At 68.9% G+C, this 17,294-nt stretch carries 16 protein-coding genes; 10 read left to right on the top strand and 6 right to left on the bottom strand.

Annotation, left to right across the window (positions count from 1 at the left end; translation table 11 throughout):
* Positions 1-65: 65 nt before the first annotated feature.
* The 3 genes from ACZ3TS_RS30100 to ACZ3TS_RS30090 all read left to right on the top strand — a co-directional run bounded on the left by ACZ3TS_RS30100 (position 66) and on the right by ACZ3TS_RS30090 (position 3,574).
* Entirely contained in the window at positions 66-1,178 is a 1,113-nt protein-coding gene (locus ACZ3TS_RS30100; RefSeq protein ID WP_467624088.1) for a LacI family DNA-binding transcriptional regulator, read from the top strand.
* A gap of 228 nt (positions 1,179-1,406) precedes the next feature.
* A complete protein-coding gene (locus ACZ3TS_RS30095; protein ID WP_467624180.1) occupies positions 1,407-2,516 on the top strand; it encodes a metallophosphoesterase in 1,110 nt (369 codons plus the stop codon).
* 191 nt (positions 2,517-2,707) lie between these two features.
* Positions 2,708-3,574, top strand: coding sequence for a hypothetical protein (locus ACZ3TS_RS30090; protein ID WP_467624085.1), 867 nt, complete (start codon positions 2,708-2,710; stop codon positions 3,572-3,574).
* Positions 3,575-3,948: 374 nt separating this feature from the next.
* Here ACZ3TS_RS30090 and thiC read toward each other — a convergent pair whose 3' ends face one another.
* Complete coding sequence (thiC, locus tag ACZ3TS_RS30085; RefSeq protein ID WP_467624083.1) at positions 3,949-5,751, bottom strand: phosphomethylpyrimidine synthase ThiC; 1,803 nt, start codon at positions 5,749-5,751, stop codon at positions 3,949-3,951.
* 226 nt (positions 5,752-5,977) lie between these two features.
* On the opposite strand from thiC, the gene ACZ3TS_RS30080 reads away from it, so the two are divergent.
* Complete coding sequence (locus tag ACZ3TS_RS30080; RefSeq protein WP_467624178.1) at positions 5,978-7,411, top strand: YibE/F family protein; 1,434 nt, start codon at positions 5,978-5,980, stop codon at positions 7,409-7,411.
* A gap of 184 nt (positions 7,412-7,595) precedes the next feature.
* On the opposite strand, the gene ACZ3TS_RS30075 is transcribed toward ACZ3TS_RS30080, so the two are convergent.
* The 4 genes from ACZ3TS_RS30075 to ACZ3TS_RS30060 form a co-directional block, all read right to left on the bottom strand.
* Complete coding sequence (locus ACZ3TS_RS30075) at positions 7,596-8,033, bottom strand: SsgA family sporulation/cell division regulator (protein ID WP_467624080.1); 438 nt, start codon at positions 8,031-8,033, stop codon at positions 7,596-7,598.
* A 100-nt stretch (positions 8,034-8,133) separates the two neighbouring features.
* The gene (locus ACZ3TS_RS30070) at positions 8,134-8,979 is read right to left on the bottom strand and encodes an IclR family transcriptional regulator (RefSeq protein WP_467624078.1); all 846 of its coding nucleotides are present in this window, start codon (positions 8,977-8,979) and stop codon (positions 8,134-8,136) included.
* A gap of 279 nt (positions 8,980-9,258) precedes the next feature.
* Positions 9,259-9,471, bottom strand: a complete 213-nt coding sequence (locus ACZ3TS_RS30065; RefSeq protein WP_467624076.1) for a DUF5326 family protein — start codon at positions 9,469-9,471, stop codon at positions 9,259-9,261.
* Positions 9,472-9,637: 166 nt separating this feature from the next.
* Positions 9,638-9,955, bottom strand: coding sequence for a cupin domain-containing protein (locus ACZ3TS_RS30060; RefSeq protein WP_467624075.1), 318 nt, complete (start codon positions 9,953-9,955; stop codon positions 9,638-9,640).
* Between the two features lie 59 nt (positions 9,956-10,014).
* Between ACZ3TS_RS30060 and ACZ3TS_RS30055 the strand changes: the two genes are divergently transcribed.
* The 5 genes from ACZ3TS_RS30055 to ACZ3TS_RS30035 all read left to right on the top strand — a co-directional run bounded on the left by ACZ3TS_RS30055 (position 10,015) and on the right by ACZ3TS_RS30035 (position 13,852).
* The gene (locus ACZ3TS_RS30055; protein ID WP_467624073.1) at positions 10,015-10,392 is read left to right on the top strand and encodes a phage holin family protein; all 378 of its coding nucleotides are present in this window, start codon (positions 10,015-10,017) and stop codon (positions 10,390-10,392) included.
* A 9-nt stretch (positions 10,393-10,401) separates the two neighbouring features.
* The gene (locus ACZ3TS_RS30050) at positions 10,402-10,893 is read left to right on the top strand and encodes a low molecular weight protein-tyrosine-phosphatase (RefSeq protein WP_467624072.1); all 492 of its coding nucleotides are present in this window, start codon (positions 10,402-10,404) and stop codon (positions 10,891-10,893) included.
* Entirely contained in the window at positions 10,890-12,044 is a 1,155-nt protein-coding gene (locus tag ACZ3TS_RS30045; RefSeq protein WP_467624070.1) for a cystathionine gamma-lyase, read from the top strand. Before ACZ3TS_RS30050 ends, ACZ3TS_RS30045 begins: the two co-directional genes overlap by 4 nt.
* Before the next feature lie 258 nt (positions 12,045-12,302).
* Positions 12,303-13,211: a LysR family transcriptional regulator gene (locus tag ACZ3TS_RS30040; RefSeq protein WP_467624069.1), complete on the top strand. Its 909-nt coding sequence runs from the start codon at positions 12,303-12,305 to the stop codon at positions 13,209-13,211.
* A gap of 158 nt (positions 13,212-13,369) precedes the next feature.
* Positions 13,370-13,852: an NUDIX domain-containing protein gene (locus tag ACZ3TS_RS30035; protein ID WP_467624068.1), complete on the top strand. Its 483-nt coding sequence runs from the start codon at positions 13,370-13,372 to the stop codon at positions 13,850-13,852.
* Positions 13,853-13,883: 31 nt separating this feature from the next.
* Here the strand turns inward: ACZ3TS_RS30035 and ACZ3TS_RS30030 are convergent, their stop codons facing one another.
* Entirely contained in the window at positions 13,884-15,341 is a 1,458-nt protein-coding gene (locus ACZ3TS_RS30030; protein ID WP_467624066.1) for a globin domain-containing protein, read from the bottom strand.
* 453 nt (positions 15,342-15,794) lie between these two features.
* Here ACZ3TS_RS30030 and ACZ3TS_RS30025 point away from each other — a divergent pair.
* Positions 15,795-17,294, top strand: a 1,500-nt coding sequence (locus ACZ3TS_RS30025) for an IS1380 family transposase (RefSeq protein WP_467624064.1), incomplete at its 3' end; no start/stop codon positions are given.

Below are 17,294 nucleotides of genomic sequence, written 5' to 3'. Positions count from 1 at the left end.
TGCCTGTCAACGGGTGCATATGCGTCCGCACTACCCCACCGCATGAGCCCTACTATCGGCTCGCCATGACAGCAGCAGGGAAGCACCAGGTGAGCCGGGCGGGAACCTCCCGCCGAGGAAGCCGGCCGGGCCGGGCGGGCATCAGAGACGTGGCCGCCGCCGCCGGGGTCTCCATCACGACCGTCTCCGACGCTCTCAACGGCAAGGGCCGGCTGCCGGACGCCACCCGACGCCATGTCCGCGAGGTCGCCGACCGGCTGGGGTATCGCCCGTCGGCCGCGGCCCGCACCCTCCGTACCGGCAAATCGGGCCTCATCGGCCTGACCGTGACGACGTACGGGGATGAACCTTTCACCTTCACCGAATTCGCGTACTTCGCCGAGATGGCCCGAGCCGCCACCTCGGCCGCGCTCGCCCGGGGCTACGCCCTCGTCATCCTGCCCGCGACCTCGCGCCACGACGTGTGGTCGAACGTCGCCCTGGACGGCACGGTCGTCATCGACCCGTCCGACCAGGACCCGGTGGTCAGCGAGCTGGTCCGGCAGGGGTTACCCGTCGTCTCCGACGGCCGCCCGGCAGGCTCGCTCCCGGTCACCGCCTGGGTCGACAACGACCACGAGGCCGCGGTCCTGGGCATCCTCGACCATCTGGCGGAGGCGGGCGCCCGCCGGATCGGACTCCTGACCGGCACCACCACGGACACCTACACGCACCTGTCCACGACCGCGTACCTGAACTGGTGCGAGCGCGTCGGACAGGACCCCGTCTACGAGGCCTATCCCGCCCACGACCCGTGCGCGGGCGCCGTCGCCGCCGACCGGCTGCTGGCCCGCCCCGACCGCCCGGACGCGGTCTACGGACTCTTCGATCCGAACGGCACCGACCTGCTGGCCGCCGCCCGCCGCTATGGACTGCGCGTCCCCGACGACCTGCTGCTCGTGTGCTGCAGTGAGTCGACCGTGTACGCCAACACCGAGCCGCCCGTGACGACGCTCTCACTGAAGCCGCGCCGGATCGGCACGGCGGTGGTCCAACTCCTCATCGACGCCATCGAAGGGGTCCACTCGGAGCAGCCGGTCGAGCAGGTGATACCGACGGAGCTGATCGTCCGTACGTCGTCCGAGCGGCGCCCGCCCCGGACGACGGTCAGCCCGCCCCGGTCACCCGAGCAGGGTTAGCCCGTCGGTGATGCCGCGGGCGACGCACAGGTTGCCCGCGGTGGCCGGTGGCCGGGACACCGGCGGGGAAAGCCCCTCCCATTTAGGGCGAAAGCCGCGGTGAACTGGGGTCCTTCCCCGATTCACCACCCCTGGGTCATCACATGGCGCGATCCGCATTCCTATGATGGGCCCACGACACCGCGGGCCGCTGCGACCAGGCAGTCCGATGCGGTGCAGAGCGGCGCGATGGTGGAGGGGTCGATGACTCAGGGGGCCGGTCAGGAACCCGAGGTGGAACGGACGGCGACGTTGCGCGACTTCCGGGTGCCGGCGTACGTCCACGAGACCGGTCCGTACGCCCAGAGCACACCCCCCGGCGAGGTCACCCGGCCCGCCACCGCGCCGGAGGGATACCCCCACGACCACTCCGACGCCTACACGCCCACCGAGCGGGACCTCCCGGTCATCGACCGCGGCGACACCGTCCAGATGAACGTCGACCCCACCTCCGTACCCGCGCCGCAGCCCACCGACGGTCCCGGTCCGCTGTTCGTCGTCGGGGACGTCCACGGATATCTCGACCAGCTCGTGGCGGCACTTCAGGAGAAGGGGCTCATCGACGCCGCGGGCCAATGGTCCGCGGGCACGGCACGGCTGTGGTTCCTGGGCGACTTCACCGACCGCGGGCCCGACGGCATCGGCGTCATCGACCTGGTCATGCGGCTGTCCGCGGAGGCCGCCGCGGCCGGTGGCTACTGCAAGGCACTCATGGGCAACCACGAGCTGCTCCTGCTCGGCGCCAAGCGGTTCGGCGACACGCCCGTCAGCTCCGGCGCGGGAACCGCCACCTTCCAGGCGGCCTGGCTGCTCAACGGGGGACAGAAGACGGACATGGACCGCCTGCAGGACCACCACCTCCAGTGGATGGCCCGTCTGGACGCGGTCGAAGAGGTCGACGGACATCTGCTGGTCCACTCGGACACCACCGCCTACCTCGACTATGGCGACTCCATCGAAGCGGTCAACGACACCATCCACGAGACCCTCACACGCAACGACGCAGACGAGGTGTGGGACCTGTTCCGGAAGTTCACCAAGCGCTTCTCCTTCCGCGACGAAGGCGGCGCCGACGCCGTACGGTCCCTGCTGGAGACGTACGGCGGCAGGCGCATCGTCCACGGTCACAGCCCCATTCCGTACCTGCTGGGCGAGGTCGGTTCGGAGGAGGGAGAGGACGGCACCGGTCCGGTGGTGGAGGGTCCGCACGTCTACGCCGACGGGCTGGCGATCGCGATGGACGGCGGAGTGACCATGGCCGGAAAGCTGCTCGTCCAGCAACTTCCCCTGAACCGCTAGGCGTTCACCGGGCATGCGTCCCCCGCCGAAGGACCGGCGGACCCCTGCAGGCCATGGCCAATTTCCGCAAACCCCCTGTCACCGTGTGCCGTCGCCGCTCTACCATCGGCTTATCCGTAGCAGGCTCCCCTCCGTTTCTGCCCGACGGCTCGTCAGCATGCCGAGCCCCAAGCCCTACGGAGCATCGGGGGATGCACATGAACAGCGTTCCGCAGCACCTGCTGAGCGAGGACCGCCAGGACTATGAGCGGATCCTCGATGAGGCGCTGCGCTCCGCACCACACCGCCCGGACCTGGCCGCTGTGGGACAGCGGCTCAACCCCGAACAACTGCGCACCATGGCGCTGAACGCCACCGCCCTCATCACCGCGGCGGCAGCCACCGAGTACCACCACTACGTGAAGGCCCGCGAGGAACTGCGCCGACCGGCGCCGTCCACCCCGCCCGTCCACGAGGGCACCGCCGGCTCTCTGGAGCCGGAGATGGACGGCCTGGGGCTCGCCGCCACCATGGGAGAGGCCGCCGCGAGCGCCGGTGCCGGTGCCGTCATAGCGGTGCTCGCCCCCTTCCTCGCCGGTGCCGCCGCGGCGATCTTCCTGCTCGTGGGCTACATCCTCAAGATGGTCAACCCCGACCAGGCGTTCGCCCGGACCCTCCTGACCACCGGGTGGGTCTTCGGCGCGGTGACCGCGGCGGCGATCCTGGTCGCCGCGATCGGCCTTCTGCTCACCGCTCTGCGCAACAGCTCCTCCGGACAGACGAAAGCTGCGCAGGCCGAGTTGACGGAGGAAGTGGCGGGGGCCAGGGAAGCCTGGCACGAGGCCCTGCTCGAGCGCGGCATCCTGCCGTTCCTCCGCGAGGCGCTCGCCGAACCGGGCACGGCCGCGATGAGCCGGAAGGCACCGGAAACGACTCCCAGCCGCATCCCGCACCTCGGCTATGACCGCCCCGGGTTCAGCAGCCCCGAAAGCGGTCCCGCCGCGGGGCCACGACCCAGCTTCACCAGCCCGGACTTCACCAGCCCGGACTTCGGGGGGCCGGAACACCAGCCGGAGTGAGGAGGCACCGGCTGGCCGCTGCCGGGTGCCTCCGACCGCCGGCAGCGCCGACGTCGATGGTGACGGGGCCGGTGACTTCGGCCTGCGGGCTTGTGCGCTCGGCGCCCAGGGGCTCGTGCCGCTTCGATGGGTGCGGGCGGAGCAGCCCCACGCACAGCCCGGTGGGGACCGTGCACGTCATCGGAAACACCGCAACCGACGAGCGCCGCCGGGAAACGAAACCGCTCCGGGCGGCGTTCAACCGGTGCCATCGGGTGCCGGCTCCTGCCGCGTGCCCACCCCCCTGTGGCCAGTGCGAGTGATCGGGCGCCCATCCCGACGCAGTTCGGGAGGCGGTGCTCGGACCGATCGACCGCGAGCACCGCCTGGACGCCTCAGTCCGCGAGCGGCAGGTACACCCGGTTCCCGCTCGCCGCGAACTCCTTCGACTTCTGCAGCATCCCCTCGGCGATCTCCTCGGCCGTGGCCCCTCCCGCCACGTCACCGCCGAACCGCTCCGTGATGGTGCGGCTGATCTTCATCGAGCAGAACTTGGGTCCGCACATCGAGCAGAAGTGGGCCGTCTTGGCCGGCTCCGCCGGGAGGGTCTCGTCGTGGAAGTCCCGGGCCGTGTCGGGATCGAGGGCCAGGTTGAACTGGTCCTCCCAGCGGAACTCGAAGCGCGCGTCGGACAGCGCGTCGTCCCACTCCTGAGCGCCTGGGTGCCCCTTGGCGAGGTCAGCCGCGTGGGCCGCGATCTTGTAGGTGATGACACCGGTCTTGACGTCGTCACGGTTGGGGAGGCCCAAGTGCTCCTTGGGCGTGACGTAGCAGAGCATGGCCGTGCCCCACCAGGCGATCATCGCGGCACCGATGCCCGAGGTGATGTGGTCGTATGCCGGCGCGATGTCCGTCGTCAGCGGCCCGAGCGTGTAGAACGGAGCCTGATCGCAGATCTCCTGCTGAAGGTCGATGTTCTCCTTGATCTTGTGCATCGGGACGTGGCCCGGTCCTTCGATCATCGTCTGCACGTCGAAGCGCCTGGCGATCCGGTTGAGCTCCCCGAGCGTGCGCAGCTCCGCGAACTGCGCCTCGTCGTTGGCGTCCGCGATCGAGCCCGGCCGCAGACCGTCGCCCAGCGAGTAAGTGACGTCGTACGCCGCGAGAATCTCGCACAGCTCCTCGAAGTTCTCGTACAGGAACGACTCCTTGTGGTGCGCGAGGCACCACGCCGCCATGATCGAGCCGCCCCGCGACACGATGCCGGTCTTGCGGTTCGCGGTCAGCGGCACAAACGGCAGGCGTACACCCGCGTGCACCGTCATGTAATCCACGCCCTGCTCGGCCTGCTCGATGACCGTGTCCTTGTAGATCTCCCAGGTCAGCTCCTCGGCCTTCCCGTCGACCTTCTCCAGGGCCTGGTACAGCGGCACCGTGCCGATCGGCACGGGGGAGTTGCGCAGCACCCACTCCCGCGTGGTGTGGATGTTGCGTCCGGTGGACAGATCCATGACCGTGTCGGCGCCCCACCGGGTCGCCCAAGTCATCTTCTCGACCTCCTCCTCGATGGAGGAGGTCACCGCGGAGTTGCCGATGTTGGCGTTGACCTTCACCAGGAATCGCTTGCCGATGATCATCGGCTCGGTCTCCGGGTGATTGACGTTGGCGGGCAGCACCGCGCGGCCCGCCGCAATCTCCTCACGCACGACCTCGGGCGACACGTTCTCCCGGATCGCCACGAACTCCATCTCGGGCGTGATCTCGCCGCGCCGGGCGTAGGCGAGCTGTGTGACCGCCTCGCCGTCACGACTGCGGCGCGGCTGACGCGGTCGCCCCGGGAAGACCGCGTCGAGGTTGCGGAGCCCGCCACGTGGCGAGGTGTGCTTGATCCCGTCGTCCTCGGGACGGACGGGACGCCCCGCGTACTCCTCGGTGTCGCCACGGGCGATGACCCAGTTCTCCCGCAGCGGCGCCAGTCCCCTGCGGACGTCCGTCTCGACGAATGGATCGGTGTATGGGCCGGAGGTGTCGTACAGGGCGACCGACTGCCCGTTGGTCAGGTGCACCTGACGGACGGGCACCCGCAGGTCGGGGCGTGGACCCCCGACGTACGCCTTGTGCCAGCCGATGGACCTCCCGGCCTCCTGGGACTGATCGCCCTGATGGGAGGCAGGCGTGCGTGCGTCCTTGTTGGTCATGAGACCTACTCCCTACGCCGGCATTACCCGGTAACAGGTTCAGCGGTCGACGCAGCGGTTTCCGCCGCCGATGTTCCACGTGAAACATCGCGTGCGGAGGTCAGCGCCCTCTCAGCCCGGTGCTCCGAGCTCCCGCGTGTGCAAAGGTCCTCTCACGCTAGCGTCTAATCGCGCGGGCTGAACAGTGCGCCTCACACCTTTTTGCAATGATCGGTCGGTGACCACGATGCAGCATCCGCCCCCTTACCCGCCCTCCGAGCCGCCCCACAACCATGGCCCGGTCCAAGGACACGGCCATGGCCCCGGAGGCGGCCACGGGCCAGAGGGTGGCCCCGGGGGCGGCCATGGCCATGGATCCGGCGACGGACACGGCCACCCCCACAGTCACGGCCACGGCCCCGCGGCTCCCGTCTCTCAGCACCTGCGCAAAGTTATCGCCGCGATCCTCATCCCCTTCACCGCGGCGGTCCTGGTCGGCCTCGTGGTGCTGTGGCCCGGGGGCGTGCCGTCGCACAAGCGCACCGGCGTCGGCTTCGACCGGCAGACCCAACAGGCCACGGTCACCAAGGTCGTGGCGGTGGACTGCAAGTCCGTGAACGCCTCGGGTGACACCCCGACCGGCGACACCTCCACCGCCGAAGGCTCCTCGGCACAGCAGGAGTCGAACGGCACCTGCAAGAAGGCGACGGTCCGCGTCGACACCGGCAAGGACAAGGGCCGTACGTTCACGGAGATCGTCCAACCGGACCAGTCACGTCAGTTGCATCAGGGCGAGAAGGTCGTGGTCGCGTACGAACCATCCGCTCCCAAGGACCTGCAGTACTCGGTCACCGATGTGAACCGCAAGTTCCCCATGGCGCTGCTCGCCGGCATCTTCGCCGTCGCCGTGGTGATCGTCGGCCGGCTGCGCGGCCTCATGGCGCTCATCGCACTGGCCGTGAGTTTCCTGATTCTGAACCTCTTCATCCTGCCGGCGATCCTGCAGGGTTCGAATCCGCTGCTCGTGGCCGTGGTCGGATCAAGCGCCATCATGCTGATCGCCCTCTATATGTGTCATGGGCTCTCGGCTCGTACCTCCGTGGCGGTGCTGGGCACGCTCATCTCGCTTTCGCTCATCGGCCTGCTGGGGTCGGAGTTCATCGACTGGGCCGCGCTGACCGGGAACACGGACGACAACACCGGTCTGATCCACGGCTTGTACCCGCACATCGACATGAGCGGTCTGCTCCTCGCCGGCGTCATCATCGGCTCGCTCGGCGTCCTCGACGACGTGACGGTCACGCAGACCTCGGCGGTCTGGGAGCTGCACGAGGCGAATCCGTCGATGGGCTGGCGTGGCCTCTATCGTGCGGGCATCCGCATCGGCCGCGACCACATCGCATCGGTCGTCAACACGCTCGTCCTGGCGTACGCGGGCGCCGCCCTGCCCCTGCTGCTGCTCTTCTCGATCGCGCAGAGCAGTGTGGTGACGGTCGCCAACAGCGAGCTGGTCGCCGAGGAGATCGTGCGCACGCTCGTGGGTTCCATCGGCCTGGTCGCCTCGGTACCGGTCACCACGGCTCTGGCCGCCCTCGTGGTCTCGGCCGACCGCCCGGGGACGACCGCGGCCCCGGCCACGGCACCGGCCCGCGGAGGGCGGGGACGCCGCCGCAAGCGCTGAGACGCCGGGAGCGGTGGAGAGGGCCGCGCAGAAGCGTTACGGCACCCGTAACCCGTAGGCCGAGCAGTTGGCCTCAGCCGCCCTATGGGCTTCCACCCGGCCCCGAAGGGACCCGAGGAACCGTTACGGCAGCTCCTGAGCCCCTGCATATCCGCGAGGAACCGTTACAGCGCCGTGGATGGCCTCAGCCCGCGCTCTGCTCTTCCGCCAGAATCCGGTCGAGTGCCTCGTCCAGATGTGCGTCGAAGTCGGCGAGCGAGCCCTCCTGCCCGAGTGGCACCAACTTGTCGGTGCGGTCCAGGAACGCTACGAGCGGCACCGTCCCCGACCGGAACAGCGCCCGGTCGGTGCCCACCTGGAGCCGGATCAGCACGTCCCCGAAGGTGTCCGCCTCGGCGGGCGCGATGTGCACGTCTCCTTCGCCACACGGCCGACCCACTCCGTCGACCAGTAGCTCGCGTCCGAACGCCCAGGTCACGGGGGCGTCGCCGGGCAAGTGGAAAGTCAGCCGCACGGCATACGGATCACAGGTCTCGTAGCACAGCTCCACCGGAATGCGGAACGAGAGCTCCTCCGAGACGAGAAAACTCATCATGACCTCTGCCTGCACCGACTCGCGCATCGCCTACCCCGTCAGTAGCCGTCGACTGGCCAGGAATGATCCCCCTGACACCTGCTGGAAGTTTGCTGAACGTGCATGGCAGATCACAAGGAGTGAGTTTTCAGATGCTGATAGAGATGGCGAGTGTCCCTAGTAGCCTGCCGATCTCCGCCTGCAACTGACCTACCGCCGGCAGCAGCCGGTCCGCCTGATGTGAAGGCAGGGAGATGGCCATCGTCGCCGCTGTCGCCCCGGCGGTGAGGGGGATCGCGGCGCAGGCCGTTCCGAGCGCGTACTCCTGGCGTTCGATGACCGGTTCCATCCGCCGTAGACCTTCCAGCCGCCGCAGCAACGTGCGGTTGTCACGCACCGTGTAGGGGGTGATGGACTGCACGGGATACCGGGCGAGGTGGTCCAGGCGAGCCTCCTCGTCGAGTTGGGAGAGCAGGCACTGGCCGATCGCGTGGGCGTGCCCGGTCTCCCGGAAGTCGGCCCACTCCTCGACCGCCGGGTTGCCCGGGGTGTCGGCGACACTGAGGACCTCGATCTCACCCTCGCGATAGACCGCGTAGTAAACAGGGACACCGATCGAATCACGCCATCGTGCGAGTGCATCATCCACCATGCTGCGACGTTTCTGCTGTGCCGCGCTGCCGCTCAGCCGCTCAGCCGCCTCGCCGAGGAAGAACAGACCCTTCTCCCGGCGCAAATAGCCTTCGTGGGTCAGGGTGCGCAGCAGGTGGTACGCCGTGGGCAGCGCCAGGCCCACCTCGCGGGCGAGCTGCTTGGCGGGGGCTCCGTGCTCACGGTCGGCGACGGCTTCCAGCAGCCGCATCGCCCGCTGCACGGATCCGATGAGGGTGATGGACTGCGGTGGCGCGGGCGGAAGGTGCTCCTCCGCCGGTGATGTGCGCCGCTGTGCTGGTGGGGCGGGCGAGGCTTCGCGTGCGGTGCCGACCGTGGCCAAGGATCACTCCCGGAGCGCGAGGAGGGCCTCCCGTGCGGGGACACGGGAGGGGATGCGCCGCGCGCGGGGCCTGCCGCGCGTCGAGTTCCGGACTTTAACGATCCGTCGCCGCCCTCCGTCGGCCTCATCGGGAAAACTTCCCTCGCCCGAGGGAACCTCACAATCCTGTTACCGGCCGCATGTTCCCGCCGTTGTCCCGGCCCATCCGCCCCCGGGCACCCGTTCGGCCCCGTGCCGGTCCGGCGCACGCACCCTCCGGTCCGGCACACTCCGGACGGCTCACCAGTCGCCGCGTGATGTCGAACTCGACATGAACTTCCGCACGATGTAGATCAGTCCGCCGACCAGCGCGACGAAGAGCAGCGCCTTGAACAGCAGCCCGATGACAAAGCCGATGACGGTCGCGATCACACTGCCGAAGACCACCAGGGCGATGACCGGCACCGCGATCCACTTCACCCACCACGGCAAACCCGTGAAGATCTCTCGCATCGCCCTTGTCCTTGTCTCTACGCCCGTTGCCCCACGCCCAGTTCGGGGGCTCTGCTACCGGGATCCTTGTCCTGTCTTCGATGCTAGGGCCGCCGAGGGGTGGAGCGGGGGCCCCGCATCCCTCGTCCTCCCCTGACCGTCCCCCTAGGGAACCCTTAGACGGGGCTCAGCTCTCGGGCGGAGAGAACACCACCAGAACCCTCAGGTCCTCGGTGATGTGGTGGAACTTGTGGGCGACTCCGGCGGGCACATAGACGACACTGCCGCGCGCGACCTCGGTGGTCTCCATGCCCACGGTGATCGAGGCGCGTCCGCTGACGACGAAGTACACCTCGTCCTGCTGGTGCGGTCGCTGCGGGTCCAGATCGCCCGCGTCGAGCGCGTACAGTCCGACCGACATGTTCCGCTCCCGCAGGAACTGCAGGTAGGCACCCTCGTTGGTGGCGCGCTCCGCCTCCAGTTCGTCCAGCCGGAATGCCTTCATCGCACTTGTCCGCCCTTGCTCGGTACTCGTCGGTGATCCCGTCTGCCACGATCAGACACATGAAGAATTTCGTAGTCAAGACGATCGCCAATGCGGGGGCCCTGGCCGTCGCCGTCTGGGTGCTCGACAAGATCACCCTCACCGGTTCCAACACCGGCAAGAAGATAGGCACGCTGATCGTCGTCGCGCTTCTCTTCGGACTGGTGAACTTCCTGGTCAAGCCGATCGTCAAGGTGCTGACCTTCCCGCTGTTCATCCTGACGCTCGGCCTCATCACCCTGGTCGTCAACGCCCTGATGCTGCTGCTCACCTCCTGGCTTGCGGGCAAGCTGGATCTGAGCTTCCACGTGGAGGGCTTCTGGACTGCCGTCCTCGGCGGCCTGATCATCTCGATCGTCTCCTGGGCGCTGCACGTGGTGCTGCCCGACGAGGACTGAGTGAGCCGTATGACCTATCGCGTCTGCTTCGTCTGCACCGGCAACATCTGCCGCTCCCCGATGGCCGAGTCCGTGTTCCGCGCGCGTGTGGCGGAGGCAGGTCTCGACGACCATGTCGAGGTCGACAGCGCGGGCACAGGCGACTGGCACGAGGGGGACGGTGCCGATCCGCGCACCGTCGCCGTCCTGGAGGAGCACGGTTATGAGAGCGATCACATCGCCCGCCAGTTCCAGCCCTCCTGGTTCTCCCGCCTCGACCTCGTGATCGCCCTCGACTCCGGCCACCTCAAGGCCCTGCGCCGCCTGGCGCCCACTCCCCAGGACGCCGCCAGGATCCGGCTGCTGCGCTCGTACGACCCGGCCGCCGACGACGACCTCGATGTGCCGGACCCTTATTACGGGGGGATGGACGGATTCGAGGCATGTCTTGAGATGGTGGAAGCGGCGGGCCCCGGCCTGCTCGCCGCGGTACGAGAGCAAGTGGAGGGACAGGCAGCATGACGTCAGGGGATTTCGACACGTCCGGTGCGGCAACCGGCGAGGGGACGCGCGCGGTACGGGCAGGGCTGCCCGAACCGGTCAAGTACGAGCCGACCCTGCCGGGGCCCGTCTTCGCCGCGCATTTCCACCTGCCGGGGGAGCCGACCGGCCCGTACACCTACGGGCGTGACGAGAACCCCACCTGGACCCATCTGGAACGTGCGATCGGCGAGCTGGAGGCGCCCGGCGAGGACAGCGTCGAAACGCTCGCCTTCGCCTCCGGCATGGCCGCGATCTCGGCCGTCCTCTTCTCCCAGCTGCGTGCCGGTGACATCGTGGTGCTGCCCTCGGACGGCTACCAGGTGCTGCCGCTGGTGAGCGAGCAGCTGACCGCGTACGGCATCGAGGTGCGCACCGCGCCGACCGGCGCCGACGCACAGCTCGACGTCCTCGACGGCGCGAAACTGCTGTGGATCGAGACCCCCTCGAACCCGGGGCTCGACGTCTGCGACGTGCGGCGGCTCGTCGAGGCGGCCCACGCGCAAGGCACCCTCGTCGCCGTCGACAACACCCTGGCGACCCCCCTCGGCCAGCGTCCCCTGGAGCTGGGCGCCGACTTCTCCGTGGCCAGCGGCACCAAGATGCTCACCGGACACGGGGACCTGCTGCTCGGATACGTGGTGTCCCGGGATGCCGGGCTGATGGCCACCGTGCGCCGCTGGCGCAAGATCGTGGGGGCGATCCCCGGCCCCATGGAGGCCTGGCTCGCACACCGCTCGCTGGCCACGCTGCAGCTGCGCGCCGACCGGCAGAACGCCAACGCGCTCGCGGTCGCCGAGGCACTGCGTGGCCGTCCCGAGCTGACCGGACTGCGGTATCCGGGCCTGCCCAACGACCCCTCGCACAAGACCGCCGCACAGCAGATGCGGCGTTTCGGGTGCGTGGTGTCGTTCTCATTGGCCACGCGTGCGCGTGCCGATCGTTTTCTGGACGCACTGCGCATCGTCGACGACGCGACGAGTTTCGGAGGCGTACGGTCCACCGCCGAGCGGCGGGGACGCTGGGGCGGTGACGCGGTGCCGGAGGGCTTCATCCGCTTCTCCGCCGGCGCAGAGGACCCTGAGGACCTGGTGGCCGATGTGCTGCGTGCGCTCGACGAGTCGGCGGAATGACCGTGTCCTGAGCAGCGGCCATTTCTTCGGCTACGCACTTCCGGGCAGGCGATGTGCTGCTCCTGGGATCGCTTCTACGTACAACGGACGGTCCGAGCCTCCCCCCTCGTGGCTCGGACCGTCCCGGTTCTGCGCGCGAAGAACCGCGCGACCAAGGCTAGTTGACTCTGTGTCAGTGTCCAATCACAGTAGCGACAGCGACCTATCGACTTATTTATAGTTGGCGGCGGCCTGAGTGCGGGGAAGGGAGGGAACACCATGGATCTGGCCCTGCTGCGCACCTTCGTGACCGTGCACCGAGCCGGTTCCTTCACCCGCGCCGCGGCCCTGCTCGGCCTCTCGCAGCCGGCGGTCACCTCCCAGATCCGCACCCTGGAACGACAGCTGGGCCGTCCCCTCTTCTTACGACAGGCCCGGGGTGTGACGCCCACGACCATCGGCGACGAACTCGCGCACAAGGCCGCGCCCCATCTCGACGCCTTGGTGGAGATCTCCGAGACCGGTCTCGACGAGCACTCGTCGCTGCGCACCCTCCATCTTGCCGGACCGCCGGAGTTCACCGCCGAGCGTGCCCTGCCCGCACTCGCGGAGCTGTCCGACGACGACGGACAGGGGCTCGCCCTGCGCGCCTCCTTCGGGAACGCCGACGAGGCGCTGGAGGGCCTCGCCGCCGGCCACCATGACCTGGCCATCACAACGGCCCAGCCGCGGGGCGCCCTGCTCACGGCGACGCCGCTCTGCGACGAGGAACATGTGCTGGTAGCGGCCCCACGCTGGGCCTCCCGCGTCGGCGGCCCCGGAAGACTGCGCCGCAAAGGGGCACACGGGCTGGAAAACCTTCCGGTGGTCGAGGTGCATGAATCGCTGCCGTTCGTCGCCCGCTACTGGGCCTCAGTTTTCGACTGCCTCCCGGCCACCTCCGGCACTGTCATCGTTCCCGATCTGCGCGCGGTTCTCGCCTGTGCCGCAACGGGTGCCGGGCTCGCCGTGCTGCCCCGTTATCTGTGCACCTCAGCGCTCCGGCGGGGTGACGTGGTGGCCCTCCATGAGCCGGCGGTCCCTCCGCTGCGGACGTACTTCCTCGTCGTCCGGACGGGAACACTGGCCATGCCGCACATCGCACGGGCCCACGAGTGGTTGCTGCGGGCGGCGGCCGACTGGGACTGACCGACGACCTACAATGACGGTGGTGCGGACGGCTGTGAGCAGGGTGGAGGAGAGTCGCAAGCATCCACCATGCGGCGCCACCCCAGGTTCACGCGGGGTTCGACTCCGTGTGGGGTGTGCGATGTTTCACGTGGAACAGGCTGGGCCACATTCCACCCATGACCGTTCGCTCCGTGGTCAAACGCACCGCCCGCGCCATCCTGCTCGATGGTGACGACCTGATTCTGATCAAGCGCACCAAGCCCGGCGTCGATCCCTACTGGGTCACACCGGGCGGCGGGGTCGAGCCGTCCGACACGACCGTCGTCGACGCGCTCCACCGCGAAGTACACGAAGAACTCGGTGCCAAGATCACCGACGTGGTGCCCTGTTTCGTGGACACGGTCGAGCACATCGGAGAGGGCGGCGGCGCGACCGGTGTGAAAGTCCAGCACTTCTTCGTCTGCCGTCTGGAGTCCATGGACGAACGCCTGCGGCACGGCCCGGAGATCGAGGAGCCCACCGGCGAGTACGAAATCGTGCGGGTGCCCTTCACCAGGGTCGGCATCGCGTCCGTCCATCTGGTGCCGCTGTCCTTGCGGCACTACCTCGACGGGAACATCGAGGGCGTACGGGCCATGCACGCGCCCGACCTGGGCTGACCCCGCTTGGGACGGCTTTGCCGCCCAAGGCTCAGTCCCCGGCCGCGACCAGTTCCTCGACTGAGTCGTGGCGGATGCGCTCGGACGGGATGCCGATGTCCCGCAGGGCGTCCACACCGCTGCGGATCATCCCCGGTGGGCCAGAGATATACGCGTCATACTCGTTCCACGGTCCGTACTCGCGTATGACGTCCGGCAACTGAATGTGCGCCTGTGCGTCGACCACAGGGCGGACCGAAAGCCAGGGATGGCTCTGCTGCAGCCGCAGCATGGTGTCGATGTCGTACAGGTCATGGTCGGTACGGGCACCGTAGAAGACCTCCACCGGGCGCCGCTCGCCGTGCTCGGCGACATCCTCGACCAGGGCCTTGATGGGCGCGATACCCGTGCCGCCGCCGAGGCAGAGCAGTCCGCTGTTCGTGGTGTGGTCGACGGTCATCGTGCCGGCGGGCGGGCCGAGGCGGATGACATCGCCGGGCCGGGCCCGGTGCACCAGCGCGTTGGAGACCCAGCCCGCCGGGACCGCCTTCACATGCAACGAGAGCAGTCCGTCCGAGCGCGGCGCCGAGGCGAAGGAGTAGTGCCGCCATATCCGCGGCCACCACGGGGTCTCCACGCTGGTGTACTGCCCGGCCAGGAACGGGTACGGCTGGTCCGGGCGCACTGTGATCACCGCGATGTCCGACGTGCGGAGGTCGTGCGAGACGACCTCGGCGTACCACCAGGCCGGGGCCAGCAACTCGTCCGCGGCTGCCGCGTCGATCATCACCTGGGAGATCGTCGTGTACGCCCGTACCCAGGCCGCCTCGGTTTCCTCGTCCCAGATCGCTGAGGCGTACTTGCTCAGCGCGCCGATCAGGCATTCGCCGACGGCCGGGTAGTGCTCGGGCCGGGTGCCGTACTTGCGGTGGCCACGGCCGAGGTTCTGCAGATAGGCGACGAGAACCTCGGTGTTGTCGATGTGCTCGGCGGCCGTCAGCAGCGCCTTGAGCAGCCTGTCCCGCTGGGTGTCCATCGCGGCGGGGAAGAGCGACCGCAGGTCGGGGTGGCGCACGAAGAGGAGTGCGTAGAAGTACGAGGTGACCTTGTCGGCGATGGGTCCGACCTCGGCCATGGTCCGCCGGATCATCACGGCGTCGGGGGACGCCTCGGGTGCGAGAGCGGGGGCGGATCGCTGAGGGGGGACCCGCGGATCGGGCCGGGCCGCTTCGTGGGCGGGTTCGGGTTCTACGAGGGGCCGCTCCGTCGCGTCGGTCGCACCCGACGGGGGGTGTATTCGCGGTTGCTCCCTGCCGTCAACGGGCGCCGAGCGGCCGACAGGGCGCATCGCCGCCAGACGGCTGCCCTCCGGCGCCTGGGGCTCTCCGCTCGGGGGCGCCTCGGGCTGCTTGCGGGGCGTGAACCAGCCGCCCCCGCCGCTGCCGCCGGACGTGCCGTTGTCGGCCGACGTGGTGGTCGGAGCGTCCATGGTGTGCCTCGCCTCGAACATCTTGCGGTCGGTCTGCGCACTTCCCCGGCCGGAGGGCGATTCTGCCCAGCCGACAGCCTTGCTTTTCCCCGTTCGTTTCCTGACGTCCAATGCAGCACAGTGAACCCGAAACCCCGCTGCGTACGGACAAGTAAGGCGGGAGTGTGACATAGGCCGCAGCTCTCATCGCAGCATCCCACCCCGGCCCGCCACCCGGCCGCGTAACAGAAAATGCGGGTCTTTGATCTCTCCGTCCCGTTAGGCTGCATTGGCCTTCGTTCGCGCCCTGCGGAACGTGCGCACATCACACCGGACGCTAACCGGACTCGACCATACCGGTCACCGTCTCACACACAAGCCTCATGAATTCAGCCGTGATGGTCACCTGACGCACCAACAGGAGAAGGGTGCCTCCCACCTGCGATGATCTGATTGCTGAGATCAAAACCGTCGCAGAGAAGAGGCACCCAACAGGTGCAGGCTACCGAATGGGATCACCGGCTTGCCGTGCGGGCTGACGGCAAGAACCTGATCGGCCACGCGGGCGTGGTGCTGCTGCGGAAGGTCGCCGACCGCGTCGGTCTGGCCACCGCGCTGAGTGCGGCGTTGCCGAAGGGCACCGGGCCGGGCTGGCGGGATCGGGGCATGGCGCTGCTCCAGCTGGCCTGTGCGATCGTGCTCGGCGCGACGAACGTCCTGGAGGCCGAGCAACTCCAGTACCACTGGCGGGCGGTGTTCCCGCGGCCGGTCTCGGACAGCACCCTGCGCCGCGCCCTGGCGGCGATCGACGGCCCGGTCGCGGCCCGGGTGGAGCGCGTCCGCGCCGTTATACGTCGCGTGGTGTGGATGCTGCTCGCCCTGCGTCCCGGCGGCTTCCCCTGGATCTCGGTGTGCGGCCGGGAGGTGACCGGCTGGTACGTCCTCGACCTGGACGCGACCATCGTCACCTGCACCAGCCGGAAGGAAGGCGCGGCGGGCACCTTCAAGGGCAGCTTCGGCCACATGCCGCTGGGGGCGTGGGTGGCCAACACCCGCGAGTGCGTCGCCATGCTGCTGCGGCCCGGCAACGCGCCGCCCAACGACGTCGCCGACCACAAGAGCGTTCTGGCCGCCGCGCTGCGGCAGCTCCCGCTGCCGCTGTGGTCGAAGCTGCTGGTCCGGATCGACGGCGCGGCCTTCAGCCACGACGTCCTCGACCACCTCCAGAGACTGACCACCAGCCGGCGCCGGGTGCGCTGGGTGACCGGCTGGGCGATCAACGACACCGACGAGCAGGCCATCGCGCTGCTGCCCGAGACGGTGTGGACGGCCGCGCTGCGGCAGGACGGCGAGGTCCACGAGATCAAGGGACCCGACGGCGAATGGATCTCCTACCAGGTCGCCGAGCTGACCGGGGTCCGTGACCTGACCGGCTGGCCGCGGGGGATGCGGCTGATCGTGCGCCGGGTCAAGCCCTCGAGGCGGGACGCGAAGAAACTGACCGCCTTCGAGAAGCGCACCGGCTGGCGCTACCAGATCATCGCCACGAACATCCCCGCCCACCACGGACTTTCCGGGATTCCCGCCTCCGGGCAGGTGTGGTTCGTCGACGCCCTCTACCGTGATCACGCCGAGGTCGAGGACCGCGTGAAAGCCATCAAGCGGGTCGGCCTCGGGCTGCTGCCCTCCAAGTCCTGGCAGCTGAACGCCGCCTGGGTGCTGGCCGCCACGATCGCCGCCGACCTCGACGCATGGACCCGTCTCCTCCTCCTGCACGACGAGCCCGAACTCGCCGCCGCGGAGCCGGAGACGATCCGCATGAAGCTGTACCACCTGCCTGGCCGGCTCACCGCCCACGCCCGCAGGCGCACCCTCCACCTCGACCGCACCTGGCCCTGGACCAATGCCCGGCAGTTAAGCGGAAACGCCGCAGGTCAAATCGGTGGCAGCGGTGTGGCCGTCCCGTCGCGGTTGTCCGGTGCATCGGTTAACGGC

The sequence above is a fragment of the Streptomyces sp. NPDC022910 genome, from assembly GCF_055561075.1.
Note: the sequence above shows the minus strand (reverse complement) of the source record. Positions and strands in the feature narration are given on the sequence as shown.